27 protein-coding genes are annotated in these 25,793 nt (G+C 61.8%); 26 read left to right on the plus strand and 1 reads right to left on the minus strand.

The features are described 5' to 3' along the window. Window positions 1-15: 15 nt before the first annotated feature. The 26 genes from F8197_RS21145 (at window position 16) to tatC (ending at window position 23,789) form a co-directional block, all read left to right on the plus strand. Window positions 16-4,764, plus strand: coding sequence for a glutamate synthase-related protein (locus F8197_RS21145; protein ID WP_152883465.1), 4,749 nt, complete (start codon window positions 16-18; stop codon window positions 4,762-4,764). A gap of 77 nt (window positions 4,765-4,841) precedes the next feature. Beyond that, window positions 4,842-6,305, plus strand: a complete 1,464-nt coding sequence (locus tag F8197_RS21150) for a glutamate synthase subunit beta (protein ID WP_373996930.1) — start codon at window positions 4,842-4,844, stop codon at window positions 6,303-6,305. 252 nt (window positions 6,306-6,557) lie between these two features. Further along, a complete protein-coding gene (locus tag F8197_RS21155) occupies window positions 6,558-7,361 on the plus strand; it encodes an ABC transporter ATP-binding protein (protein ID WP_026637701.1) in 804 nt (267 codons plus the stop codon). Beyond that, window positions 7,358-8,146: a lipid asymmetry maintenance ABC transporter permease subunit MlaE gene (gene mlaE, locus F8197_RS21160; RefSeq protein ID WP_026637700.1), complete on the plus strand. Its 789-nt coding sequence runs from the start codon at window positions 7,358-7,360 to the stop codon at window positions 8,144-8,146. Before F8197_RS21155 ends, mlaE begins: the two co-directional genes overlap by 4 nt. A 34-nt stretch (window positions 8,147-8,180) precedes the next feature. After that, window positions 8,181-8,651 (plus strand): outer membrane lipid asymmetry maintenance protein MlaD, encoded by a 471-nt coding sequence (gene mlaD / locus F8197_RS21165; protein ID WP_019924135.1) that lies wholly within the window; start codon window positions 8,181-8,183, stop codon window positions 8,649-8,651. Further along, entirely contained in the window at window positions 8,652-9,575 is a 924-nt protein-coding gene (locus F8197_RS21170) for a VacJ family lipoprotein (RefSeq protein WP_152883466.1), read from the plus strand. It abuts the gene before it with no gap. Between the two features lie 42 nt (window positions 9,576-9,617). Further along, window positions 9,618-10,268 (plus strand): phospholipid-binding protein MlaC, encoded by a 651-nt coding sequence (locus tag F8197_RS21175; RefSeq protein ID WP_152883467.1) that lies wholly within the window; start codon window positions 9,618-9,620, stop codon window positions 10,266-10,268. Between the two features lie 21 nt (window positions 10,269-10,289). Beyond that, a complete protein-coding gene (locus F8197_RS21180; protein ID WP_152883468.1) occupies window positions 10,290-10,646 on the plus strand; it encodes a lipid asymmetry maintenance protein MlaB in 357 nt (118 codons plus the stop codon). Window positions 10,647-10,833: 187 nt separating this feature from the next. Further along, window positions 10,834-11,748, plus strand: coding sequence for an ABC transporter ATP-binding protein (locus tag F8197_RS21185; protein WP_019924131.1), 915 nt, complete (start codon window positions 10,834-10,836; stop codon window positions 11,746-11,748). After that, on the plus strand, window positions 11,745-12,512 hold the full coding sequence (locus tag F8197_RS21190; RefSeq protein WP_152883469.1) for an ABC transporter permease: 768 nt from the start codon (window positions 11,745-11,747) through the stop codon (window positions 12,510-12,512). Before F8197_RS21185 ends, F8197_RS21190 begins: the two co-directional genes overlap by 4 nt. 65 nt (window positions 12,513-12,577) lie before the next feature. Next, on the plus strand, window positions 12,578-12,814 hold the full coding sequence (locus tag F8197_RS21195; protein WP_019924129.1) for a BolA family protein: 237 nt from the start codon (window positions 12,578-12,580) through the stop codon (window positions 12,812-12,814). Window positions 12,815-12,816: 2 nt separating this feature from the next. Continuing rightward, complete coding sequence (gene murA / locus F8197_RS21200) at window positions 12,817-14,067, plus strand: UDP-N-acetylglucosamine 1-carboxyvinyltransferase (protein ID WP_152883470.1); 1,251 nt, start codon at window positions 12,817-12,819, stop codon at window positions 14,065-14,067. Beyond that, entirely contained in the window at window positions 14,064-14,726 is a 663-nt protein-coding gene (gene hisG, locus F8197_RS21205; RefSeq protein WP_019924127.1) for an ATP phosphoribosyltransferase, read from the plus strand. Before murA ends, hisG begins: the two co-directional genes overlap by 4 nt. A gap of 18 nt (window positions 14,727-14,744) precedes the next feature. Beyond that, complete coding sequence (gene hisD, locus F8197_RS21210) at window positions 14,745-16,067, plus strand: histidinol dehydrogenase (RefSeq protein ID WP_152883471.1); 1,323 nt, start codon at window positions 14,745-14,747, stop codon at window positions 16,065-16,067. Next, the gene (locus F8197_RS21215; protein ID WP_152883472.1) at window positions 16,064-16,954 is read left to right on the plus strand and encodes a site-specific DNA-methyltransferase; all 891 of its coding nucleotides are present in this window, start codon (window positions 16,064-16,066) and stop codon (window positions 16,952-16,954) included. The genes hisD and F8197_RS21215 overlap by 4 nt, the downstream gene beginning before the upstream one ends. Window positions 16,955-16,971: 17 nt before the next feature. Then, the gene (hisC, locus tag F8197_RS21220) at window positions 16,972-18,066 is read left to right on the plus strand and encodes a histidinol-phosphate transaminase (RefSeq protein ID WP_152883473.1); all 1,095 of its coding nucleotides are present in this window, start codon (window positions 16,972-16,974) and stop codon (window positions 18,064-18,066) included. Window positions 18,067-18,086: 20 nt separating this feature from the next. Then, a complete protein-coding gene (gene hisB, locus F8197_RS21225) occupies window positions 18,087-18,677 on the plus strand; it encodes an imidazoleglycerol-phosphate dehydratase HisB (RefSeq protein ID WP_019924123.1) in 591 nt (196 codons plus the stop codon). A gap of 12 nt (window positions 18,678-18,689) precedes the next feature. Further along, window positions 18,690-19,328 carry an imidazole glycerol phosphate synthase subunit HisH gene (gene hisH / locus F8197_RS21230; RefSeq protein ID WP_082488778.1) on the plus strand — a complete coding sequence of 213 codons (639 nt, stop codon included), beginning with the start codon at window positions 18,690-18,692 and terminating at the stop codon, window positions 19,326-19,328. Window positions 19,329-19,357: 29 nt separating this feature from the next. Then, on the plus strand, window positions 19,358-20,146 hold the full coding sequence (hisA, locus tag F8197_RS21235; RefSeq protein ID WP_152883474.1) for a 1-(5-phosphoribosyl)-5-[(5-phosphoribosylamino)methylideneamino]imidazole-4-carboxamide isomerase: 789 nt from the start codon (window positions 19,358-19,360) through the stop codon (window positions 20,144-20,146). Between the two features lie 3 nt (window positions 20,147-20,149). After that, on the plus strand, window positions 20,150-20,911 hold the full coding sequence (gene hisF, locus F8197_RS21240; RefSeq protein WP_152883475.1) for an imidazole glycerol phosphate synthase subunit HisF: 762 nt from the start codon (window positions 20,150-20,152) through the stop codon (window positions 20,909-20,911). Window positions 20,912-20,930: 19 nt separating this feature from the next. Beyond that, window positions 20,931-21,368, plus strand: coding sequence for a phosphoribosyl-AMP cyclohydrolase (gene hisI / locus F8197_RS21245; protein WP_019924119.1), 438 nt, complete (start codon window positions 20,931-20,933; stop codon window positions 21,366-21,368). A gap of 4 nt (window positions 21,369-21,372) precedes the next feature. Further along, a complete protein-coding gene (locus F8197_RS21250) occupies window positions 21,373-21,711 on the plus strand; it encodes a phosphoribosyl-ATP diphosphatase (protein WP_019924118.1) in 339 nt (112 codons plus the stop codon). A 9-nt stretch (window positions 21,712-21,720) separates the two neighbouring features. After that, entirely contained in the window at window positions 21,721-22,092 is a 372-nt protein-coding gene (locus tag F8197_RS21255; protein WP_373996931.1) for a histidine triad nucleotide-binding protein, read from the plus strand. Between the two features lie 157 nt (window positions 22,093-22,249). Next, a complete protein-coding gene (gene tatA / locus F8197_RS21260; protein ID WP_070249857.1) occupies window positions 22,250-22,474 on the plus strand; it encodes a Sec-independent protein translocase subunit TatA in 225 nt (74 codons plus the stop codon). A gap of 47 nt (window positions 22,475-22,521) precedes the next feature. After that, window positions 22,522-23,031: a Sec-independent protein translocase protein TatB gene (tatB, locus tag F8197_RS21265; protein ID WP_152883476.1), complete on the plus strand. Its 510-nt coding sequence runs from the start codon at window positions 22,522-22,524 to the stop codon at window positions 23,029-23,031. Then, window positions 23,031-23,789 carry a twin-arginine translocase subunit TatC gene (gene tatC, locus F8197_RS21270; protein WP_152883477.1) on the plus strand — a complete coding sequence of 253 codons (759 nt, stop codon included), beginning with the start codon at window positions 23,031-23,033 and terminating at the stop codon, window positions 23,787-23,789. Before tatB ends, tatC begins: the two co-directional genes overlap by 1 nt. A 57-nt stretch (window positions 23,790-23,846) precedes the next feature. On the opposite strand, the gene F8197_RS21275 is transcribed toward tatC, so the two are convergent. Further along, the gene (locus F8197_RS21275) at window positions 23,847-25,706 is read right to left on the minus strand and encodes a DUF885 domain-containing protein (RefSeq protein ID WP_152883478.1); all 1,860 of its coding nucleotides are present in this window, start codon (window positions 25,704-25,706) and stop codon (window positions 23,847-23,849) included. Window positions 25,707-25,793: the final 87 nt, after the last annotated feature.

The following is a 25,793-nucleotide window of genomic DNA, read 5'->3' on the forward strand; positions in this document are numbered from 1 at the left end:
CCAGTGGAGAGCACCATGAAAGCCCAAGGTCTGTACGATCCATCCAATGAACACGATGCCTGCGGCGTCGGATTCGTCGCCCATATCAAGGGTAACAAGAGTCACTCCATCGTCGAACAGGGTCTGATGATCCTGAAGAATATCGACCACCGCGGCGCGGTCGGTGCCGACCCGCTGATGGGCGACGGCGCCGGCATCCTGATCCAGATCCCGGACCAGTACTACCGCGACGAGATGGCCAAGCAGGGCGTGGAATTGCCGCCTCCGGGCGAGTACGGCGTGGGCATGGTGTTCCTGCCAAAGGAAAACGCCTCGCGCATCGCCTGCGAACAGGAAATCGAGCGCGCCGTGCGCGCCGAAGGCCAGGTATTGCTGGGTTGGCGCAACGTGCCGGTCGATATCGAGATGCCGATGTCGCCGACCGTGCGCGAAAAAGAGCCGGTGATCCGCCAGATCTTCATCGGTCGCGGCGCCGACATCATGGTCACCGACGCGCTCGAGCGCAAACTGTACGTGATCCGCAAATCGTCGGGCCACGCGATCCAGGCGTTGAACCTGATCCACGGCAAGGAATTCTTTGTCACCTCGATGTCGGCCCGTACCATCGTGTACAAGGGCTTGCTGCTGGCCGACCAGGTGGGCGTGTACTATAAAGATCTGCAGGATGCGCGTTGCGTCTCGGCGCTGGCGCTGGTGCACCAACGCTTCTCCACCAATACCTTCCCGGAATGGCCGCTGGCCCACCCGTACCGCCTGATCGCCCACAACGGCGAGATCAACACCGTCAAAGGCAACTTCAACTGGATGCGCGCCCGTGAAGGCGTGATGAAGTCGGCCGTGCTGGGCGAAGACCTGCAAAAGCTGTTCCCGCTGATCTACGAAGGCCAGTCGGACACTGCCTGCTTCGACAACGCGCTGGAACTGCTCTTGATGGCAGGCTACCCGCTGGCCCAGGCCATGATGATGATGATCCCGGAAGCCTGGGAAAATCACGGCACGATGGACGACAATCGCCGCGCGTTCTACGAATATCACGCTGCCATGATGGAACCATGGGACGGCCCTGCCGCCATGGCCTTCACCGACGGCCGTTACATCGGCGGCACGCTGGACCGCAATGGTTTGCGTCCGGCCCGCTACATCGTCACCGACGACGACCTGGTCGTGATGGCATCGGAATCGGGCGTGCTGCCGATCCCGGAATCGAAGATCATCCAGAAATGGCGCCTGCAACCAGGCAAGATGTTCCTGATCGACCTGGAAGCGGGCCGCATCATCGACGATAAAGAGCTCAAAGACACCTACGCCAACGCCAAGCCGTACAAGGCGTGGATCAACGCGGTGCGCATCAAGCTCAACGAAATCAAGCTCAGCGAAAGCCAGCTGGCGCACAACCGCGCCAAGTACGGTGCGGGCACCACTGTCACCGCTGCGCCGGCCCAGGGCGAAAAAGCCGTGCCGTCGCTGCTGGACCGCCAGCAGGCGTTCGGCTACACCCAGGAAGATTTGAAATTCCTGATGGCGCCGATGGCTGCCGCCGGTGAAGAAGCGACCGGCTCGATGGGCAACGACTCGCCGCTGGCCGTCATGTCCAACAAACTGAAGCCGCTGTACAACTACTTCAAGCAGCTGTTTGCGCAAGTGACCAACCCGCCGATCGACCCGATCCGCGAAGCGATGGTGATGTCGCTGGTATCGTTCATCGGTCCGAAGCCGAACCTGCTCGACACCAACAACGTCAACCCGCCGATGCGCCTCGAAGTGTCGCAGCCTATCCTCGGCTTCGACGACATGGAGCGCCTGCGCAACATCAGTCTGCACACGGGCGGCAAGTTCAAGTCGTACGAACTGAGCATCTGCTACCCGCTGTCGTGGGGCAAGGAAGGCATCGAAGCCTGCCTGGCGTCGCTGTGCGCCGAAGCCGTCGATGCCGTCAAGTCGGGCCATAACATCCTGGTCGTGTCCGACCGCAGCATCGGCCCGGACCGCGTGGCGATTCCTGCGCTGCTGGCCACGTCCACCGTCCACCAGCACCTGGTGAGCAAGGGCCTGCGCGCTTCCACCGGCCTGGTCGTGGAAACCGGCTCGGCCCGCGAAACCCACCACTTCGCGCTGCTCGCTGGCTACGGCGCCGAAGCGATCCACCCGTACCTGGCGATGGAAACCCTGATCGAACTGGCGCACGGCATGCCGGGCGACCTGTCGGGCGAAAAAGCGATCTACAACTTCACCAAGGCCGTCGGCAAGGGCTTGATGAAGGTGATGTCGAAGATGGGCATCTCCACCTATATGTCGTACTGCGGCGCGCAGATCTTCGAAGCTGTCGGCCTGAACAAGTCGCTGGTGGACAAGTACTTCAAGGGCACGTCGTCGAAAGTGGAAGGCATCGGCGTGTTCGAAGTGGCGGAAGAAGCGCTGCGCCTGCACGCGGCCGCCTTCGGCAACGATCCTGTGCTGGCCAACAACCTCGATGCGGGTGGCGAATACGCATTCCGCGTGCGGGGCGAAGACCACCTGTGGACGCCGGACGCGATCGCCAAGCTGCAACACTCGACCCGCGCGAATAACTTCTCGAGCTACAAGGAATACGCGCAAATCATCAACGACCAGAGCCGTCGTCACCTGACCCTGCGCGGCATGTTCGAGTTCAAGATCGATCCGACCAAGGCGATTGCGCTGGACGAAGTGGAACCGGCCAAGGAAATCGTCAAGCGGTTTGCGACTGGCGCCATGTCGATGGGCTCGATTTCGACCGAAGCCCACGCGACGCTGGCCGTGGCCATGAACCGCATCGGCGGCAAATCGAACACCGGCGAAGGCGGCGAAGATCCATCGCGCTACACCCAGGAACTCAAAGGCATCAAGATCAAGCAGGGCGAGACCATGGCCTCGGTCATGGGCAAGGAACAGATGGTCGTCGATATTCCACTGCAGGAAGGCGACTCGCTGCGTTCGCGCATCAAGCAGGTGGCATCGGGCCGTTTCGGCGTGACTGCGGCTTACCTGAACTCGGCCGATCAGATCCAGATCAAGATGGCGCAAGGCGCCAAGCCGGGCGAGGGCGGCCAGTTGCCAGGCCATAAGGTGTCGGAATACATCGCCACCCTGCGCTTCTCGGTGCCGGGCGTGGGCCTGATTTCGCCGCCGCCGCACCACGACATCTATTCGATCGAAGATCTGGCACAGCTGATCCACGATCTGAAAAACGCCAACCCGCGCGCGTCGATCTCGGTCAAGCTGGTGTCGGAAGTCGGTATCGGCACGGTGGCTGCCGGTGTCACCAAGGCCAAGGCCGACCACGTGGTCGTCGCCGGCCATGACGGCGGTACCGGCGCCTCGCCACTGTCGTCGGTGAAACACGCCGGCACGCCGTGGGAACTGGGCCTGGCGGAAACCCAGCAGACCCTGGTGCTGAACGGTTTGCGCTCGCGGATCCGGGTCCAGGCCGACGGCCAGATGCGTACCGGCCGCGACGTGGTGATCGCCGCCATGCTGGGCGCCGACGAAATCGGCTTTGCCACGGCGCCGCTGGTGGTCGAGGGCTGCATCATGATGCGCAAATGCCACCTGAACACCTGCCCGGTGGGCGTGGCCACGCAAGACCCGGTGCTGCGCGCCAAGTTCTCCGGCAAGCCGGAATACGTGGTCAACTACTTCTTCTTCGTCGCCGAAGAAGCGCGTCAACTGATGGCGCAACTGGGCATCCGTACTTACGACGAGCTGATCGGCCGCGTCGACCTGCTCGACAAGTCGAAAGCGATCTCGCACTGGAAAGCCAAAGGCCTGGATTTCAGCAACATCTTCCACCAGCCCGAGGTGCAGAACGGCCAGTCGATCTACCACACCATGGACCAGGATCACGGCCTGGACAAGGCGCTCGACCACAAGCTGATCGCGCAAGCGAAGGGCGCGCTGGAAAAAGGCGAACGCGTATCGTTCATCTCGCCGGTGCGCAACGTCAACCGCACGGTTGGCACCATGCTGTCGGGCGAAGTGGCCAAGCGTTACGGCCACGCCGGCCTGCCGGACGACACCATCCACATCCAGCTGCAGGGCACGGCTGGCCAGTCGGCATGCGCATTCCTGGCACATGGCATCACCATCGACCTGGTAGGCGAGGGTAACGATTACGTGGGCAAGGGCCTGTCGGGCGGCCGCATCATCGTGCGTCCGAACACCGAGTTCCGTGGCTGGGCGGTCAACAACATCATCGTCGGTAACACCGTGCTGTATGGCGCGATCAACGGCGAAGCGTTCTTCAACGGCGTGGCCGGCGAGCGTTTCGCGGTGCGTAACTCGGGCGCCACGGCGATTGTCGAAGGCACCGGCGACCACGGTTGCGAATACATGACCGGCGGCACCGTGGTGGTGCTGGGCGCTACCGGCCGCAACTTCGCGGCAGGCATGTCGGGCGGTATCGCCTATGTGTACGACCCGGAAGGCGACTTCGAATCGCGTTGCAACACGGCGATGGTGACCCTGGAGCGCGTGCTCAGCACCAAGGAGCAGTCGGCGCAAAGCGAAACGTACCACGTGCTGCACAAGGACCTGGGCCGCGAGTCGGACGAAGTGATCCTGAAGCGTTTGATCGAGCGCCACTTCAAGCACACGGGCAGCACCCGTGCCCGCCTGTTGCTCGACAACTGGGCCGACAGCCGCAGCAAGTTCGTCAAGGTATTCCCGAGCGAATACAAGCGCGTGCTGGCCGAAATGGCCGAGGACGTGGCGAACGAGACGGCGGTAGTGCAGCCGGTGGCAGCTTAAACAAACCGACCGCCTGGAGCCGTCAGCGATGACGGCTCGGCAGTCCCGGGTCAACACAGAATTGTAAGGATTTAATCGTGGGTAAAATCACCGGTTTCATGGAATTCCAGCGTCAGGAAGAAGGCTATCTGCCACCTGCCACGCGTTTGAAAAACTACGCCGAATTCGTCATTCCGTTGACGAACGAGCAAGCCAAGGTACAAGGCGCGCGCTGCATGGATTGCGGCATCCCGTTCTGCAACAACGGCTGCCCGGTCAACAACATCATCCCCGACTGGAACGACCTGGTCTATCGCGGCAACTACCGCGAAGCGCTCGATACGCTGCACTCGACCAACAACTTCCCCGAGTTCACCGGCCGCATCTGCCCGGCGCCGTGCGAAGCCGCCTGTACCCTGGGCATCAGCGAAGATCCGGTCGGCATCAAGTCGATCGAACATAAAATCATCGACGAAGGCTGGGAACACGGCTGGGTGGTGCCGCAACCTGCGGCCCACCAGACCGGCAAGAAAATCGCCGTGGTCGGTTCCGGTCCTGCCGGCCTGGCCGCTGCCCAGCAGCTGGCGCGCGTCGGCCACGCGGTCACCGTGTTCGAGAAATCGGACCGTGCCGGCGGCCTGCTGCGTTATGGCATTCCAGACTTCAAGATGGAAAAGTCGCATATCGACCGCCGCATCAAGCAGATGGAAGCCGAGGGCGTGGTGTTCCGCACCAGCGTGTTGATCGGCAAGGACTTCCCGGCCAACGTCAACAACTGGGCCAAGGAAACCATTTTCCCGGAAGACCTGGAAAAAGAATTCGATGCCGTGATCCTCGCTGGCGGCGCCGAGCAGCCGCGCGACCTGCCGGTACCGGGCCGTGAATTGAAGGGCGTGCACTTCGCCATGGACTTCCTGCCCCAGCAAAACAAGATCAACGCCGGCGACAAGGTGAAAGACCAGATCAAGGCCACCGGCAAGCACGTGGTCGTGATCGGCGGCGGCGATACCGGTTCCGACTGCGTGGGCACCTCGAATCGCCAGGGCGCTGCTTCGGTCACCCAGTTCGAACTGATGCCGATGCCACCGGAACAAGAGAACAAGCCGCTGGTGTGGCCATACTGGCCGACCAAGCTGCGCACGTCGTCGTCGCACGACGAAGGTTGCGAGCGCGACTGGGCCGTCGCCACCAAGCGCCTGGAAGGCAAGAACGGTAAAGTGGAAAAACTGGTTGCCTGCCGCGTGGAATGGAAAGACGGCAAGATGGCCGAAGTGCCCAACTCGGAATTCGACATGAAGGCCGACCTGGTGTTCCTGGCCATGGGCTTCGTGTCGCCGGTTGCCAACATTCTCGACGCCTTTGGCGTGGAAAAAGATGCGCGCGGCAATGCCAAGGCGACCACCGACGGCGAAGGTTGCTACAAAACTTCGTCGGCCAAGGTGTTTGCCGCCGGTGACGTGCGCCGTGGCCAATCGCTGGTGGTGTGGGCGATCCGCGAAGGCCGCCAGTGCGCGCGCGCAGTCGATGAGTTCCTGATGGGCAGTTCCGAACTGCCACGCTGATCACCGCCGCAAGGCGATGTTTTCCCCCGGGAGCGGGCGGGCAATCCCCGCGCCTCCCGGTTTTTTTATGCCGTCGATGATGCAATGCACAATGTAACAAATCGTGCCTCATGTAAATTGCTGACTTTGGGTTCAGTAGTGTTGTATTATCGGCGATACATCATCCGTCCCTTTGCGTTGAACGGAGGTGCTTCCAGCAAGGATTGACCTTTCTGCACTACAATACGGCATCAAAAAATAAAGAGTTCCGTCGTGTCCAATCTAGTCGAAATTCGCGATTTACATTTCTCGTATGGAAAGCGAGCCATCCTGTCCGGGCTGAGCATGGATTTCCCACGTGGAAAAGTGATCGCAGTCATGGGCGGTTCGGGTAGCGGCAAGACCACGGTATTGCGCCTGATCGGTGGCCAGCTCACCCCGCGCAAAGGCCAGGTCAAGGTGCAGGGCCAGGTGGTCCACAAGCTCAATACCGCCGGCCTGTACTTGCTGCGCCGTAAAATGGGCATGCTGTTCCAGCATGGCGCCCTGTTTACCGATCTCACCGTGTACGAAAACGTCGCCTTCCCGCTGCGCGAGCACACCGACTTGCCGGAAGAGCTGATCCGCAACCTGGTGTTGATGAAGCTGCACGCCGTGGGCTTGCGCAATGCTGCGGCATTAAAACCCGGAGAAATCTCGGGCGGCATGGCGCGCCGCGTGGCGCTGGCGCGTTCGATCGCGCTCGATCCCGAACTGATCATGTACGACGAGCCGTTTGCCGGCCTCGACCCGATCTCGATGGGTGTCACCGCCAACCTGATCCGCAATCTGAATACCGCGCTCGGTTCGACCACGGTGCTGGTGTCGCACGACGTCAAGGAATGCTTCGCCATTGCCGACTACGTGTATTTCCTGTCGCAGGGCAAAATTGTTGCACATGGCACGCCGGCCGACATGATGGCGTCCACCGACCCGTATGTGCACCAGTTCGTCAACGCGGAAGCGGACGGACCGGTGCCGTTCCACTATCCCGGCAAATCCCTGGCCGACGACCTTGGCCTGGGAGTCAAAGCATGAGTGTAAGAAATTTGTTGTCCAAGCTCGGTGCGCCGCTGCGCGATTTCGTCGAAGGCATCGGCTTTGCCGCGCGCACGTTCTTCGAAATCCTGCGCCTGTCGCCGGGGCTGATTTTCCGCCGGCCGCACCTGCTGGTCGAGCAGTTGCACTTCATCGGCAATTATTCGATGGTCATCATCACCCTGTCCGGCCTGTTCGTCGGCATGGTGCTGGGCTTGCAGGGTTATTACACGCTCAATAAATACGGCGCCGAGCAATCGCTGGGCCTGCTGGTGGCGCTGGGTCTCACGCGCGAGCTGGGGCCGGTGATCACCGCGCTGCTGTTTGCCGGCCGCGCCGGCACGTCGCTGACAGCTGAAATCGGCCTGATGAAGGCGGGCGAGCAACTGTCCGCCATGGAAATGATGGCCGTGAACCCGATCCAGCGCGTGCTGGCGCCGCGCTTCTGGGCCGGTGTGATTTCGGTGCCGCTGCTGGCCTCGGTATTCAGTGCCGTGGGCGTGATGGGCGGCTACCTGGTCGGTGTGCAACTGATCGGCGTGGACGAGGGCGCTTTCTGGTCGCAAATGCAGGGCGGCGTGGACCTGTTCAAGGATGTGCTCAACGGCTTCGTCAAGAGCATCGTGTTTGGCGTGGCGATCACTTTCATCGCGCTGTACCAGGGTTACCAGGCGCGTCCGACCCCGGAAGACGTGGCCCGCGCCACCACCCGCACGGTCGTGATCTCGTCGCTGATGGTCTGGTGGCTGGACTTCATGTTGACGGCGCTGATGTTCAGCAAATAGTTGTAAGATAAAACGGAATTAAACGAGGATAGTTATGCAACGCAAATCTCTGGATGTCTGGGTCGGCCTGTTTATCGTCATCGGCGTGGCCGCACTGATGTTTCTGGTGTTAAAAGCCAGTAATACCGGCTCATTGTCCTTCGGTAAAACCTATGCGATTACCGCCAAGTTCGACAACATCGGCAGCCTGCGTCCGCAAGCAGCCGTCAAGGCGTCGGGCGTGGTCATCGGCCGCGTGGGCGAGATCAGTTTCGACGACAAGACTTACCAGGCGCTGGTGACCTTGAACATGGATGAAGGCTATAACTTCCCGAAAGACAGCTCCGCCAAGATTTTGACGGCAGGCTTGTTGGGTGAGCAATACGTAGGCATCGAAGCAGGCGGCGACGAGAAAAACCTGGTCGCCGGAGACAAAATCGCACGTACCCAATCGGCCGCCGTGCTGGAAGACCTGATCAATCAGTTCATCTACAGCAAGGCTGCCGAAGGCAAAAAGGACGAATAAATGAAAAGCAATAAAACCTCGCTGCGCACTGCTGCGCTGGTGCTGGGTACCGCGATGATGCTGGCCGGCTGTGCCGGTCCCAACCCGCGCGATCCGTACGAGAGCTACAACCGCGCCATGTTCACCTTCAACGACAAGGTCGATACCTACGCGTTGAAACCGGTGGCCACCGTGTACCGCGACGTCACGCCATCGTTCGTGCAGACGGGTGTCGGTAATTTCTTCGGCAATATTTCCGATGCCTGGAGCGGTGTGAATAACCTGCTGCAAGGCAAGGGCGAAGACGGCATGACCGACATCACCCGCTTCGCGCTGAACTCCACGCTCGGTATCCTGGGCCTGTTCGACATCGCCACCCCGGCCGGCCTGGAAAAGCACAAGGAAGACTTCGGCCAGACCCTGGGCGTCTGGGGCCTGGAATCGGGTCCGTACCTGGTGCTGCCGCTGCTGGGACCGTCCACCGTGCGCGACACCGTGGCGCTGCCGGCCGACTTCGCCGGCAATATCTGGCGCTACAAGGATCCGACCAATGTCCGCAACATCGGTACCGGCATCAACCTGATCGACACCCGCGCCAGCCTGCTGGACGCCGGTTCGCTGTTTGAAGACGCCGCGCTCGACCGCTACGTGTTCCTGCGCGACGGCTACTTGCAACGCCGCGAAAGCCAAGTGTTCCCGGACGGCAATCCGCGCAAGCCGAAGCAGAACGACGATCCGTACGGTGAAGACGACGGCGCCAAGCCAGCGACCGATCCGCAGGCGGCACCAGCCGCGCCAGCGCCAGCTGCAGAGCCGACACCTGCTGCTCCCGCAACGCCGCCGCAAGCCGACGCTGCAATTGTTGCTCCAGTGGAAACTTCGCCAACCGTGTCAGCCGAATCCGCCCCGAACGCGTTAAACTCTGGTACACCGGCTGCGAACTGAGCCAGCCTGTGACCCGAAGAACTCACACAAGGTAGATAAACGATGAATCTGATCAAACAACTGATAGCTGTTGCCACCGTGGCCACGATGGGCTTCACCATGACCGCGCAAGCGGCCGAGGCGCCCGACGCGCTGGTCAAGCGCATCAGCGAAGACGTGATCAACACCGCCAAGGCCGACAAGGACATCCAGTCCGGCAATCAGCAAAAAATCATGGCGCTGGTCGAAAACAAGATCTTGCCGTACGTCGATTCGAACCGCATGACCGCGCTGGCGGCCGGCCGCTTCTGGCGCCAGGCGTCGCCTGAGCAACAGAAAGCGCTGTCGGAACAGTTCCGCACGCTGCTGGTGTACACGTACTCGGGCGCGCTGTCGCAAATCAAGAACGAAACCATCACCTTCAAGCCGTTGCGCGCCGATCCGGCCGATACCGACGTGGAAGTGCGTTCGCAAGTAAACATGACCCGTGGCGATCCGGTCCTGCTGAACTACCGCGTGGCCAAGGCTGGCGACAGCTGGAAAATCTATGACATCAACGTCATGGGCGCCTGGCTGGTGGAAACCTACAAAGGTACGTTCACGTCCGAAATCAACAAGGGCGGCATCGATGGCCTGATCAAGACGCTTACCGACAAGAACAAGTCGCTGGCCAGCAAACCGCTCAAAGCCAACCCTGCCACGCCAGCCAAATAAGTACCTAACCAAGCTATCGCCATGACCGCCGACGCCACCGACAACCTGCAATCACTCACGTCCCTGACCGTGCTCAACGCCACTGCGGCGCAAGAGCGCGGCCTGGCTGCCATCAAGGCTGGCCAGCGGGCGTTTGATTTAAGCAACGTTACCTCGGTGGATTCGGTGGCCGTGTCGGTGCTGCTGTCCTGGCAGCGCGCCGCGCGCGAAGCCGGGGTGCAGCTGGCGTTGCACAACCTGCCTGCCTCGCTGAAAAACCTGACCAAGCTCTATGGCGTCTGCGGCCTGGTGTTCCCCGGCCAGGAAGAAGAGCAAGATCTGGACAATACCTCCGTCGCTCCGGCCGCCGCGCCTGCCGACCTGCACCACCATCATTGACCCCCGCTCCGCCCCCTCGCAGTTGTAGTATTCCGCCGGTCCGGCTCGACCGACCCAGATTTCCCCTATAATTGAACGTTGCCGCAGCTACAGCGCTGCGGCCCCCCTGAATCACCGTTTCGTGCCGTTTTCGGCGCCTGGCGGGCACTCAGCGCCGGTCACGCCGTCGCACAACATAAAGTCTAGAATGTCAGCGATCCAAATAACGAATGTCGAAAAGCGCTACAAGTCGCTCCAGGCGCTGGGCGGCGTGTCGCTCACCATCGAGGAGGGCGAGTTTTTCGGCCTGCTGGGCCCCAACGGCGCCGGCAAGACTACCCTGATTTCCATCATTGCCGGCCTGATCCGGCCTGATGCCGGCAAGGTCAGCATTCACGGCCATGACGTCACCGGCGATTTTCGCGAGGCGCGGCGCAAGCTGGGCGTGGTGCCGCAGGAACTGGTGTTCGATCCGTTCTTCACCGTGCGCGAAACCCTGCGCCTGCAATCGGGCTACTTCGGCCTGCCCAACAACGATGCCTGGATCGATGAGGTGATGCACAACCTCGACCTGACCAACAAGGCCGACACCAATATGCGCGCCCTGTCCGGCGGCATGAAGCGCCGCGTGCTGGTCGCGCAGGCGCTGGTGCACAAGCCGCCCGTGATCGTGCTCGACGAGCCGACCGCCGGCGTGGACGTGGAGCTGCGCCAGACGCTGTGGAAGTTCATCTCGCGCCTCAATCGCGAAGGCCACACCGTGGTGCTCACCACCCACTATTTGGAAGAAGCACAGGCGATGTGCAAGCGCGTGGCCATGCTCAAGAGCGGCAAGGTCGTTGCGCTCGACTCAATGGCGGCGCTGATCCGCCGCATTTCCGGCTCGCAGCTGATCGTCAACATGACGGCCGGCGATTTGCCGGACGACCTGCGCCACCTGGTCACGCACCCGGAGGTCTCCGACCACGGCCGCAAGTACAGCCTGCGCATCAACGAGTATTCGGAAGTGGAAGGCATCCTGGCGCGCCTGCGCGAGTCGGGCGCCGTGATCGACGAGATGCAGCTGCAACAGGCCGACCTCGAAGACATCTTCCTGCAAATCATGGACAAGGGTTCCGTATGACTTTTATTTCGAGCGGCTTCCGCACCCTGGTCTACAAAGAGACGCTGCGCTTCTGGAAGGTCGCGACGCAAACGGTGGCCGCGCCCATTCTGACGGCCATGCTGTACCTGCTGATCTTCGGCCACGTCCTGGAGGGCCGGGTGCAGGTGTACGAGGGCGTGAGCTACACGGCGTTCCTGATTCCGGGCCTGGTGATGATGAGCGTGCTGCAAAACGCGTTTGCCAATTCGTCGTCGTCGCTGATCCAGTCCAAGATCACGGGCAACCTGGTGTTCGTGCTATTGACGCCGCTGTCGCACTGGGAGATCTTCTCGGCCTACGTGATCGCCGCCATGGTGCGCGGCCTGGCCGTGGGCCTGGGCGTGTTTGCCGCCACCGCGTGGTTTGCCCACATGAGCTTTGCCGCGCCGCTGTGGATCGTCATCTTTGCGCTGCTGGGCGCGGCCATCCTCGGCACCATGGGCCTGATCGCCGGCATCTGGGCCGAGAAATTCGACCAGCTGGCCGCGTTCCAGAACTTTTTGATCATGCCGCTGACGTTCCTGTCCGGCGTGTTCTACTCGATCCACTCGCTGCCGTCGTTCTGGCTCACCGTTTCGCACCTGAACCCGTTCTTCTACATGATCGACGGCTTCCGCTACGGCTTCTTCGGCCAGTCCGACACCAGCCCCTGGATCAGCCTGGGCATCGTCTCAGCCTTCCTGGTGGTGCTGTCGCTGGCGGCGATCCGGCTGCTGCGCAGCGGCTATCGTCTGCGACACTAACCGGCGGCGCCAGGAGCACAATCATGCGTCAAATACAGATAACAGATTTAAAACAGGACCCCATCATGGCTACCACTCCAGAACTGATCCACGGCTACATCTCTGCCGGCCTCGAATGCACCCATCTCGAAGTGGACGGCGACGGCCAGCACTTCCAGGCCATCATCGTGTCGCCGGCGTTTGCCGGCAAGCGCCCGATCCAGCGCCACCAGCTGGTGTATGCCGCGCTGGGCGACCGCATGCGCGAAGAAATCCACGCGCTGTCGATGAAAACCCTCACCCCAGAAGAATACCAAGGCTAAGCATGGACAAGCTCCTCATTCAAGGCGGCAACCGCCTGCACGGCGACATCACGATTTCGGGCGCGAAGAACGCCGCGCTGCCGATCCTGTGCGCCGGCCTGCTGACGTCCGGCGACGTCGAGCTGTCCAATGTGCCGCACCTGCACGACGTGGCCACCATCCTGAAACTGCTGGGCCAGACCGGCTTGAAGGTCAGCCAGGACAACGACAAGGTCATCCTGAACGGCGCCGCCATCGACAAGCTCGAAGCGCCGTATGAACTGGTGAAAACCATGCGCGCGTCGATCCTGGTGCTCGGTCCTTTGCTGGCGCGTTTCGGCCAGGCCAAGGTATCGCTGCCGGGCGGCTGCGCCATCGGTTCGCGTCCCGTCGATCAGCACATCAAGGGCTTGCAGGCGATGGGCGCCGAGATCACCATCGAGGCGGGCTACATCTACGCCAAGTGCGCCAAGCTGAAAGGCGCGCGCATCGTCACCGACATGATCACCGTCACCGGCACCGAGAACTTGCTGATGGCCGCCACCCTGGCCGAAGGCGAGACCGTGCTGGAAAACGCCGCGTGCGAGCCGGAAGTGACCGACCTGGCCAACCTGCTGGTGGCCATGGGCGCGAAAATCGAAGGCATCGGCACCAACCGCCTGGTCATTCAAGGTGTGGCCGAGCTGCATGGCGCCAAGCACGCGGTGATTTCCGACCGCATCGAAGCGGCGACGTTCCTGTGCGCAGTGGCGGCCACCGGCGGCGACATCACGATTCGCAATACGCGCGTGGACATCATGGACGCCGCGCTCGACAAGCTGCGCGAAATGGGCCTGCAACTGACCGTGGGCGACAACTGGATCCGCGCGCAGATGGATGCACGTCCTACGCCTGTGACGTTCCGCACCACCGAATACCCGGGCTTCCCCACCGACATGCAGGCGCAGTTCATGGCAGTCAATACGATTGCCAACGGCGCCAGCCGCGTGACCGAAACCATTTTCGAAAACCGTTTCATGCACGTGCAGGAGATGAACCGCCTGGGTGCGGCCATCGAGACCGACGGCAACACCGCCTTCATCAAGGGCGTGGAGCAGCTGGTCGGCGCGCCGGTGATGGCGACCGACCTGCGCGCCTCGGCATCGCTGGTGATCGCGGCCATGGCTGCGCGCGGCGAAACCCTGATCGACCGCATTTATCACCTCGATCGCGGCTACGACCAGATGGAAGTCAAACTGTCCGCCGTGGGCGCCAACATCAAACGGATCAAATGATGAACGTACCAGAGAACCAGCAACTGATCCTGGCCCTGTCCAAGGGCCGGATTTTCGACGACACCCTGCCGCTGCTGGAAGCGGCCGGCATCACCGTCACGGAAAATCCGGAAACCTCGCGCAAGCTGATTTTGGCCACCAACGACCCCGGCGTGCGCGTGCTGATCGTGCGCGCCACCGACGTGCCGACCTATGTGCAGCATGGCGCGGCGGACTTCGGCGTGGCCGGCAAGGACGTCCTGCTCGAACACGGCGGCGAAGGCCTGTACCAGCCGATCGACCTCAATATTGCCGCGTGCCGCATGTCGGTGGCCGTGAAAAACGGTTTTGATTACGAGACCGCCGTGCGCCAGGGCGCGCGCCTGCGCGTGGCTACCAAGTTCGTGCAGACCGCGCGCGAACACTTCGCCAAGAAGGGCGTGCACGTCGATCTGATCAAGCTGTACGGCTCGATGGAACTGGCGCCGCTGGTCGGCCTGTCCGACGCCATCGTGGACGTGGTCAGCACCGGCAATACGCTGCGCGCCAACGACCTGGTGGAAGTGGAAGCGATCATGGACATCTCGTCGCGCCTGATCGTCAACCAGGCCGCGTTAAAGCTCAAGCGCCAGCGTTTGCAGCCTATCCTCGAAGCGTTCGAGCGCGCGGCAAAAAAGTAAATCAATACGGAACACATCATGTCGATTCAAATTACCAAGCTCGATTCCACCCAAGCCGATTTTCAAAAGTCCCTGGACACCTTGCTGGCATTTGAAGCAGGCACCGATGAAGCGATCGAGCGCGCCGTCGCCGGCATCCTGGCCGACGTCAAGGCGCGCGGCGACGCTGCCGTCCTCGAATACACCAACCGCTTCGACCGCATTCCCAACGGCGGCGCCGCCAGCATGGCCGCCTTCGATATCGGCCAGGACGAACTGCAGGCAGCGCTCGCAGCGATTCCCGCCGCCCAGCGCGACGCGCTCAACGTGGCCGCGCAGCGCATCCGCGTATTCCACGAACGGCAAAAGCAGGAACTGAACGGCTTTACGTACACCGAAGCCGACGGCACCATACTGGGCCAGAAGGTCACGCCGCTCGACCGCGTGGGCATTTACGTCCCCGGTGGCAAGGCCGCGTACCCGTCGTCGGTGCTGATGAATGCAATTCCGGCCCACGTGGCAGGCGTACAGGAAATCATCATGGTGGTACCGACACCTGATGGCGTAAAAAACCAGATGGTGCTGGCCGCCGCCGCGATTGCCGGTGTGACGCGCGTGATCACCATCGGCGGCGCGCAGGCGGTGGCCGCCCTGGCGCATGGCACCGAGACCATACAGCCGGTCGATAAAATCGTCGGTCCCGGCAACGCGTATGTCGCTGCCGCCAAGCGCCGCGTGTTCGGCATCGTCGGCATCGACATGATCGCCGGTCCATCGGAGATCCTGGTCATCTGCGACGGCACCACCGATCCGGACTGGGTGGCGATGGACCTGTTCTCGCAGGCCGAGCACGACGAACTGGCGCAGGCCATCATGCTGTGCCCGGACGCCGACTACATCGCCAAGGTGGAAGCGAGCATTGAAAAACTGCTGCCGACCATGCCGCGCCAGGACACCATCCGCACGTCGCTCACCGACCGTGGCGCGCTGGTGAAAGTGCGCGACATGGACGAAGCGTGCGCGATCGCCAACAGCATCGCTGCCGAGCACCTGGAAATCTCGGCCGAAGACCCGCAACAATGGGCCGATAAAATCCGCCACGCGGGCGCCATGTTCCTCGGACGCTTCTCGTCCGAGTCGCTGGGCGACTACTGCTGTGGCCCGAACCACGTGCTGCCGACGTCGCGCACCGCGCGCTTCTCGTCGCCGCTGGGCGTGTACGATTTCCAGAAACGCTCGTCGATCATCCACGTCAGCGAAGCCGGCGCGCAAACCCTCGGCAAGATCGCGGCCGAACTGGCATATGGCGAAGGCTTGCAGGCGCACGCGCGCAGCGCCGAACTCAGGTTAAAAAACCAATGACCGAAAAGTGGCTCAACCAGGTTTTCTGCGAGGATGCGCTGTCCGGACTGGCGCGCATCCCCGACGGTTCCATCGACCTGATCTTGACCGACCCGCCGTACAACCTGGGCAAGGACTACGGCAATGCGTCCGACCAGCAGACGGTAGATGATTACCTGCGCTGGACCGAGCAGTGGATCGACGCTGCGCTGCCCAAGCTCAAACCCAACGGCAGCCTGTACATCTTTTTGACGTGGCGCTTTTCGCCCGAAATCTTCGTGCTGCTGAAAAAGCGCATGACGATGATGAACGAGATTATCTGGGACCGGCGCGTACCGTCGATGGGCGGCAGCGTGCGCAGCTACTCGTCGGTGCACGACACCATCGGCTTTTTTGTCCGCCGCAAGGATTATTATTTCGACCTCGACGCCGTGCGCATCGCCTACGACGCCGAAACCAAGAAGGCCCGTTCGCGCTCGATCTTCATTGGCGCCAAGTGGCTCGAAGTGGGTTACAACCCCAAGGACCTGTGGAGCGTGTCGCGCCTGCACAAGGAGCATCCCGAGCGCGCCGACCATCCGACGCAAAAGCCGCTGGAAATTATCGAGCGCATGGTCAAGGCCTCGTGCCCGCCCGACGGCGTGGTGCTTGACCTGTTCATGGGCAGCGGCACCACGGCGATTGCCGCCAAGCGTTGCGGACGCAGCTTCGTCGGCTTCGAACTCAATCCCGACTATTGCGCGATCATCGACGAACGGCTGGCGGCGCTGGACTTGCCGCCCGTGGTGAAGAAAAAGCCGGCGCCTAAAAAAACCGCACCGGAAAAAGCCGCCCCCAAGGCTGCCCCCAAAAAAATCGTCGCCGCCAAACCCAAGGCCGCCACCAAGCGACTTTCAACCGTAGCCTGACCAGGAGCTCTCGCCAGATGTCCGCCATCGACACCCTCATCGCCAACACCATCCGCCCGGACGTGGCAGCCATGCATGGCTACCACGTGGCCGACGCCAGTGGCTTCGTGAAGCTCGATGCGATGGAAAACCCGTACCAGCTGCCCGAGCATTTGCTGCAGGAGCTGGGCACGCGCCTGGCTGCCGCTACCCTGAACCGCTACCCGGTAGCGTCTTACGCAACCACCAGGCAGAAGGTGCGGGCCACGCTGGGCGTGCCGGCAGGGTACGACGTCATGCTCGGCAACGGCTCCGACGAGCTGATCTCGATCCTGTGCATGGCCTGCGCCCAGCAGGAGCGCCGCGCGGTGGTGCTGTCGCCCACGCCGTCGTTCGTGATGTACGCGCGTTCGGCGCAGTATGCGGGGATGGACTACGTGGGCGTGCCGGTGAAAGCGGACCTCACGCTCGACCTGCCGGCCATGCTGGCGGCGATTGCCGAACACAAACCGGCGCTGGTATTCCTGTCGTACCCGAACAACCCCACCGGCAACCTGTTCGCAGAAAGCGATATCGTCGCCATCATCAAGGCGTTGGATGGTTTCGGCCTGGCCGTGGTCGATGAGGCGTACGAGCCGTTCGCCCAGCAGACCTTCATGGACCGCCTGCCGCAGTTCGACAATCTGGTGGTGATGCGCACGGTGTCGAAGCTGGGACTGGCCGGGATACGCCTCGGCTACATGTCGGCGGCGCCCAAACTGCTCGAGCAGTTCGATAAAGTGCGGCCTCCTTACAACATCAACGTATTGACGCAGACGGCGGCCGAATTCGCGCTCGACCACGTGGAGGTGCTGAACCAGCAAGCGCACGCGTTGCGCGCCGCACGCGCCGATCTGATGGCTGCATTGGCAGAATTTCCCGGCGTGGAGGTTTTTCCGTCGGCGGCAAATTTTATCTTGATTCGGGTGCCCAATGCCGACGATGCCAACGTCAAACTACTATCTCACAAGGTATTAATTAAAAATGTGAGTAAAATGCATCCTGTGCTGGCCAATTGTTTACGCATTACGGTCAGTACCCCGGCAGAAAACGCCACCTTCCTCGATGCCTTCGCCGCGTCGCTGGCAGCCTGAGTAACCTCGCGAGCCCCCTCATGAACCGCACCGCAGAAATCACCCGCAATACCAACGAGACGCAAGTCCGCGTCTCCATCAACCTCGATGGCACCGGCCAGCAAAAGCTCAATACCGGCGTGCCCTTCCTCGACCACATGCTCGACCAGATCGCCCGTCATGGCCTGTTCGACCTGGAAGTGGAAGCGACCGGCGACATCCATATCGACAACCACCACACGGTGGAAGACGTGGGCATCACGCTGGGCATGGCCGTGGCCAAGGCCATCGGCGACCGCAAGGGCATCGTCCGCTACGGCCACTCGTATGTGCCGCTCGACGAAGCGCTGTCGCGCGTGGTGCTGGATTTTTCCGGCCGGCCAGGCATCGAGTACCACATCCCGTTTACGCGCGCCATGATCGGTACCTTCGACGTGGACCTGACCCTGGAATTTTTCCGCGGTTTCGTCAACCACGCGCTGGTCACCCTGCACATCGACAACCTGCGCGGCACCAATGCGCACCACCAGTGCGAGACCGTGTTCAAGGCCTTCGGCCGTGCGCTGCGCATGGCGTCCGAGCTCGATCCGCGCGCCGCCGGCACCATCCCCTCGACCAAGGGTACTCTGTAAGACTTCACTATCATGAAAAAAATCGTAGTAGTTGATTACGGCATGGGTAATCTGCGTTCGGTCGCGCAGGCGCTGCGCGCCGTCGCCCTTGACGCCAACGTGCTCATCTCCGGCGACGTGGCCGACATCGAAACCGCCGACCGCATCGTGCTGCCAGGCCAGGGCGCCATGCCCGACTGCATGCGCAGCCTGCGCGAATCGGGTGTGCAGGAAGCGCTGATGGAAGCAGCGCGCAACAAGCCGCTGATGGGCGTGTGCATCGGCGAGCAGATGCTGTTCGATGGCAGCGAGGAGGGCGATGCCGCCGGCCTCGGCCTGTTGCCTGGCAAGGTCGTGCGCTTCCAGCTCGACGGCCAGTTGCAGCAAGACGGCTCGCGCTTCAAGGTGCCGCAAATGGGCTGGAACCAAGTGCAGCAAAACGCGTCTCACGCTATGTGGGACGGGATTGCGGACAATAGCTACTTCTACTTTGTCCACAGCTACTACGCCCAGCCGGAGCAGAGCGCGCATACCGTCGGGCTGACCACGTATGGCGCGCCGTTCAGCTGCGCTGTCGCCCGTGATAATATTTTCGCCACGCAGTTCCACCCGGAGAAGAGCGCCGCGGCGGGCCTGCAGCTGTACCGTAATTTCGTCCGCTGGAACCCTTAACCCTCACTTTCCTAGACCCCAGACCTATCATGCTGCTCATTCCTGCCATCGACCTCAAAGACGGTCACTGCGTTCGCCTCAAACAGGGCGATATGGAACTTGCCACCGTTTTCTCGGAAAACCCGGCCGATATGGCCCTGCACTGGCTCAAGCAAGGCGCGCGCCGCCTGCACCTGGTGGACCTGAACGGCGCCTTTGCCGGCAAGCCGAAGAATGAAGGCGCGGTCAAGGCCATCCTGAAAGTGGTGCAGGAATTCGCCGAAGAAAACGACCTCGACGAAATCCCGGTGCAACTGGGCGGCGGCATCCGCGACCTCGACACCATCGAGCGCTACCTCGACGCCGGCATCAGCTACGTCATCATCGGCACGGCCGCCGTCAAGGAACCGGGCTTCCTGCACGACGCCTGCGGCGCTTTCCCCGGCCACATCATCGTGGGCCTGGACGCCAAGGACGGCAAGGTAGCAACCGACGGCTGGAGCAAGATGTCCGGCCACGAAGTGATCGACCTGGCCAAGAAATTCGAGGCCTACGGCGTGGAATCGATCATCTACACCGACATCGGCCGCGACGGCATGATGGGCGGCGTCAATATCGACGCCACCGTCAAGCTGGCGCAAGCGGTCAAGATCCCGGTCATCGCTTCGGGCGGCCTGCACAATATCGGCGACGTCGAAGCCTTGTGCGCGGTGCAGGACGAAGGCATCGAGGGCGTGATCTGCGGCCGTTCGATTTACGAAGGCACGATCGACCTGGCCTCGGCGCAACTGCGTGCCGACGAACTGAGCGGCGACCTGCCCGACTACCCGGAAGATTAATCAATGCTTGCCAAACGCATCATTCCCTGCCTGGACGTGACCGATGGCCGCGTGGTCAAGGGCGTCAACTTCACCGAGCTGCGCGACGCCGGCGACCCGGTGGAAATCGCCCGCCGCTACGACGAGCAGGGCGCGGACGAACTGACCTTCCTCGACATCACCGCCACCAGCGATAACCGTGGCCTGATTTTGCACATCATCGAGGCCGTGGCCTCGCAGGTGTTCATTCCGCTCACCGTCGGTGGCGGCGTGCGCGAAGTGGCCGATGTGCGCCGCCTGCTCAATGCCGGCGCGGACAAGGTCAGCATGAACTCGTCTGCCGTATCGAACCCGCAACTGGTGTTCGACGCCTCGCAAAAGCACGGTTCGCAGTGCATCGTGGTGGCGATCGACGCCAAGCAGGTGTCCCCGGGCAAGTGGGAAGTGTTTACCCACGGCGGGCGCAAGGCCACTGGCATCGACGCCATCGAATGGGCCGTCAAGATGGAACAGCTGGGCGCCGGCGAAATCCTGCTCACCAGCATGGACCGCGACGGCACCAAGTCCGGCTTCGACCTGGGCCTGACCAGCAACGTGTCGAACGCCATCGGCATTCCCGTGATCGCCTCGGGCGGCGTGGGCGGCCTGCAAGATCTGGCCGACGGCGTCAAGCTGGGCAAGGCAGACGCGGTGCTGGCAGCGAGCATCTTCCACTACGGCCAGCACACGGTGCAGGAAGCCAAGCGCTTCATGGCAGAGCAGGGCATTCCGATGCGCCTCGATTAAGCAGATAGCGGAAAAACTCATGTCTACCCCAACCAACAACGTGGCCAAGGCCAAATGGCTGAAAAAAATCCACTGGGACGAAAACGGCCTGGTGCCGGTCATTGCCCAAGAGGCCGGCAGCAACGACGTGTTGATGTTCGCCTGGATGAACCGCGACGCGCTGGCCAAAACGGTCGAGCTCGGCGAAGCCGTGTACTGGAGCCGTTCGCGCAAAAAGCTGTGGCACAAGGGCGAAGAGTCGGGCCACACGCAAAAAGTGCTGGAAATCCGCCTCGACTGCGATGAAGACGTGGTGCTGCTCAAGATCGAGCAAGCCGGCGGCATCGCCTGCCATACCGGCCGCCATTCGTGTTTCTATCAAAAATTCGAGGGCGACGCCGAGGGCGGCGACTGGCACAACGCCGAGCCGGTCCTGAAGGACCCGGGCGACATTTACACCAAACCGAAATCGAGCTGAGTTTATGAGCACTATCCTGGACCGCCTGGCCGAGCTGATGGAATCGCGCAAGCTGGCCAACGGTGGCGACCCCGCCACCTCGTACGTCTCCAAGCTGTTTGCCAAGGGCGACGACGCCATCCTGAAAAAAATCGGCGAAGAAGCCACCGAGACCGTGATGGCCGCCAAGGACGCGCGCGTTTCTGGCGAGCCTGACAAGGTGTTGTACGAAGTGGCCGACCTGTGGTTCCATACGCTGGTGTTGCTGGCGCAGTTCGACCTGAAGCCGCAGCAAGTCCTGGACGAACTGGCGCGCCGCGAAGGTGTATCCGGTATCGAAGAGAAAAACTCGCGCAAGGATTGAGGAGCCCCCGTGGAAAACTGCCTGTTCTGCAAGATCGCTGAAAAGACCATCCCGTCCACCGCCGTCTACGAAGACGACGAGCTGTACGCGTTCAAGGACATCCACCCGCATGCACCCGTGCACCTGCTGGTGATCCCAAAAAAGCATTTTTCCACGCTGTCCGACTGCACGCCGGACGACGCCCCGCTGCTGGGCAAAATGCTGGCGCTGGCCCCCCGTCTTGCAGGGGAATTCGGTTGCGCGGTCAGCTATGATGACCAGGGTCAGCCGGTGGCCGGCTTCAAGACCGTCATCAACAGTGGACCGGATGGCGGGCAAGAGGTGTACCATCTGCACATGCACGTGATCGGCGGCGCCCACCCGTGGCGCGGCGAGCGATAGCGAGTACTCGCACCTGCTGCCAGCTTGACAACTGGTCACAAGGCTTGCTGCATGACATACACATGACGGGCGACGCTTGGCGTATACTGTCGCTGGCAGTTTTTGAATAAACGGATCAACAGGTTAACCGGCGCGCTGCGCCGCCAAGGGGAATAAGATGGGTTCGATGAGCTGGATACACTGGGCGATTGTGCTGGTCGTGGTGATTTTGATTTTCGGCACTAAAAAGCTGGGCAATATGGGTGGTGACATCGGTAAGGCCGTCAAAGGCTTCAAGGATGGCGTCAAGGGCAGCGACGAGGACAAGCCGGTCGCTCCGCCTGCGCCTCCGGCCACCCCGAGCACCATCGACGTCGACGTCAAAGAGAAAAACAAGCTGTAAGCCGCAGCGGCCCTCAGCGGGGCCGCGCGAGCTGACGCTTCTGTCTTATGATCGATCTCGGTCTCACTAAAATGGCGGTGATCGGCGTGATCGCGCTGATCGTCATCGGCCCCGAAAAGCTGCCCAAGGTGGCGCGCATGGCCGGGAACCTGTACGGCCGCGCCCAGCGTTATCTCAACAACGTCAAGTCCGAAGTCACGCGCGAAATCGAGCTCGAAGAACTGCGCAACCTGCAAAAGGAAGTGCAGGAAGCGGCGCACAACATCAAGAGCGACGTAGAAAACTCCATCGCGGAAAATCTCAGCGAGGTGCAAAACGCCTGGCACGATACGCCGGCCATGGAAGATATCTCTTCGGCCTCGACGTCGTTTTCCACCGTCAGCAGCGACGACCTGGCGCGCAAGGCGCGCGAGTTCCGCCGCAAAAAGCTGGTGCGTAACTCGGCGGTGCCCGGCTGGTACAAGCAACGCCACGGCGGCAAGCTGCACGTCACGTCCGGCGCCGCCCGCGTTGCCCGGTTCCGCCCACGCGGCAATATCCAGAACTCGTTTTACTGATGACTACCCCAAACACAGGCGAAGAGACCTTCATCTCCCATCTGGTCGAGCTGCGCAACCGGCTGGTCAAGGCTGCCATCGGCGTCGTGCTGGTGGTTGCCGCCTTGATGTTCTGGCCCGGTCCCGCGCAAATCTACGACTTCATCGCTCAGCCGATGATCAACTCGCTGCCCGTTGGCTCCAAGATGATCGCCACCGGCGTGACGTCGCCATTCCTGGTGCCAATGAAGGTCACCATCGTGCTGGGCATTATCATCGCCTTGCCGTGGGTGCTGTACCAGATGTGGGCGTTCGTCGCGCCCGGCCTGTACATGCATGAAAAGCGCCTGGTTGCGCCGCTGGTCATTTCGTCGTCGCTGCTGTTCATGGCCGGCGTGGCGTTCTGCTATTTCTTCGTGTTCGGCCGCGTGTTCCATTTCATTGCCCAGTTCTCGCCCACGTCGATCGCGGTCACGCCCGATATCGAGAACTATCTCGACTTCGTGATGTCGATGTGCCTGGCCTTTGGCGCCACCTTCGAAGTGCCGGTGGTGGTGGTGATCCTGGTGCGCACCGGCCTGGTCACAGTCGCCAAGCTCAAGGAAATCCGCCCGTATGCCATCGTCGGCGCGTTCGTGATCGCTGCCGTGGTCACGCCGCCGGATGCGATGTCGATGTTCTCGCTGGCGATTCCAATGTGGCTGCTGTTCGAGCTGGGTTTGCTGGTCGCTCCGATGTTTGTCAAAATGTCCACCGCGCCAGAAGAAAAACAGTCTTGATCAAGCAGACGTAAAAAAGCCCCGCAGTGGCGACACTGCGGGGCTTTTGCATGGTGCTTATTTATTCGTCATTAATTCCCGGATCACCCGCACCGGCGCACTGCCGTAGCTGAGGAACTGTTCGTGGAACTGTTTCAAATTAAAATTGCTGCCCAGTGCCTGCTTGCGTTCTTCGCGCAGCGCCATGATCTCGCTGTAGCCGCTGAAATAGCTGGTCAGCTGCACCGACGATACCTGCACCCGGTGCCATTTCTCGGTGGCCTCGGTGCGGGTCTGGAAGGCCTGGCGCGTGAGCAGATCGATGGCCTGCTCTTCGGTCATGCCCAGCACGTGCACGCTGTAGTCGAGGATGGTGTTGGTCACGCTGCGCAGGTTCCATTTCGAATACATCAGCCACATTTCCGGCGCGTTGTCGCCATAGCCCGATTCGAGCATCATGCGCTCGCCGTACACGGCCCAGCCTTCGACCATGGCGCCGTTGCCGAAGATCGACTTGACGATCGACGGCGACTTGTTGGCGTACACCAGCTGGGCGTAGTGGCCGGGAATGGCTTCGTGGATGTTGAGGATTTGCAGGATCCAGTGGTTGTACTCGCGCAGGCTGCTCTCGGCCGCCTCGGGCGTGGCGCCGTCGAGCGGGGTAACGTTGTAGTAGGTGCGGTCCTGCGGGCGGTACGGGCCCGGCGCGTCGATGCTGGCGCCTGCCACGCCGGCCTGGTAGGCAGGGGTGGCGCGCACTTCGAGTTGCTTGTTCGGGTCGAGCGTGAGCAGGTCGTGCTTGATCACCCAGGCCTGCAATTCCGGAATCTGGCGGCGGATTTCGGTGACGAAATTCTCGCGCGCGACATGGCGCTCGGACAGCTTGTCGATCATCATGCCGATCTTGGCATAGCGGTCGGCCGGTTTTGCCACGCCGGGCAGGTACTTGTCCCACATCTCGTCGGACACGCGCTCCATATTGGTCAGCAGGTCTTCGCGGGCGGCCAGCGCTTTTTGATAGGTCTGCTCGGCGGTGCTGCCCGACTGGATATCGTAGGCGAATTTTTTCTCGTACAGTTCCTTGCCGATGCGGAAGCTGCGGCGGCCTTCGGTGGCCATCAGCTTTTCACGCTCAGTCAGGTAGGCAACGTAGTGATTGACGGCAGCCAGCGCGGCATCGACGCGCAACGTAAACTGCTGCTTCTCGGCCGCGTTCAGGATCGACGCCTGCGCCACCTTGTTGACTTCCACCAGCACCGCCTGCACGCCGGGCGCCTGCTTGATCGCCAGCAGCGTGTGCTCGCGCGTGGGGTTGACGATGTTGGCGCGCGCGGCGTCGTAGTAGGCCGGGATGCTGGTAATGCGCTTGAGCAGGGTGCGCAGGCGCTGCGGCTGGGCCGCGTACTCGGTATTGAGGATCAGGTCCAGCGGGCCGGCCACGTTGTAGCTGGCGGGATTCCACTCGTGTTCGCGCAGCGTGGTCAGGCGCCAGCGGTCGCCTTCGAGCTTGTTTTGCAGCAGTTGCAAGTCGGTGCGCTGCTTGGCGGCCAGTTGCTTGGCGTTGACCTTGCCGAAGCGCTCGAGCCATTCGTCGATGAAGGCCAGTTCGCTGGCAATACCGGCCTGGTCGGGCACGAACAGGGTGGCAGCAGTGTCGTACTTGCCGGCGTAGATCGCGCTTTCCGAATCGATGCGCCACTGGGCGTTGAGGAACTGGTTGCTCAGCGCATCGAACTGGCGGTCCTGCCAGCGCTCGGCCAGCACCGCTGCGGGCGCGGCCTTGGCGACGGTTTTGGCCGTGCTTTTCTTGGTAGTTTTGGCCGTATTTTTCTTCGTGGTCTTCGTGGTCTTCGCGGACTTTTTCTGGGTCGCGGCGCTGGCCGGGGCAAAGGCGAGGGCCGCCATTACCATCGCCAGCGCGAGTTTTGTCTTGATCATCGTCTATGCAGCCTTGTGTAAAGATGACAAGGCCCGTCTGCGAGCCGAGTCGAAGCGTGGGAGATTATCATTAATCGGCCCGCTTGA

This window comes from Duganella sp. FT27W, assembly GCF_009295655.1.
Taxonomy (GTDB): domain Bacteria; phylum Pseudomonadota; class Gammaproteobacteria; order Burkholderiales; family Burkholderiaceae_D; genus Rugamonas; species Rugamonas zoogloeoides.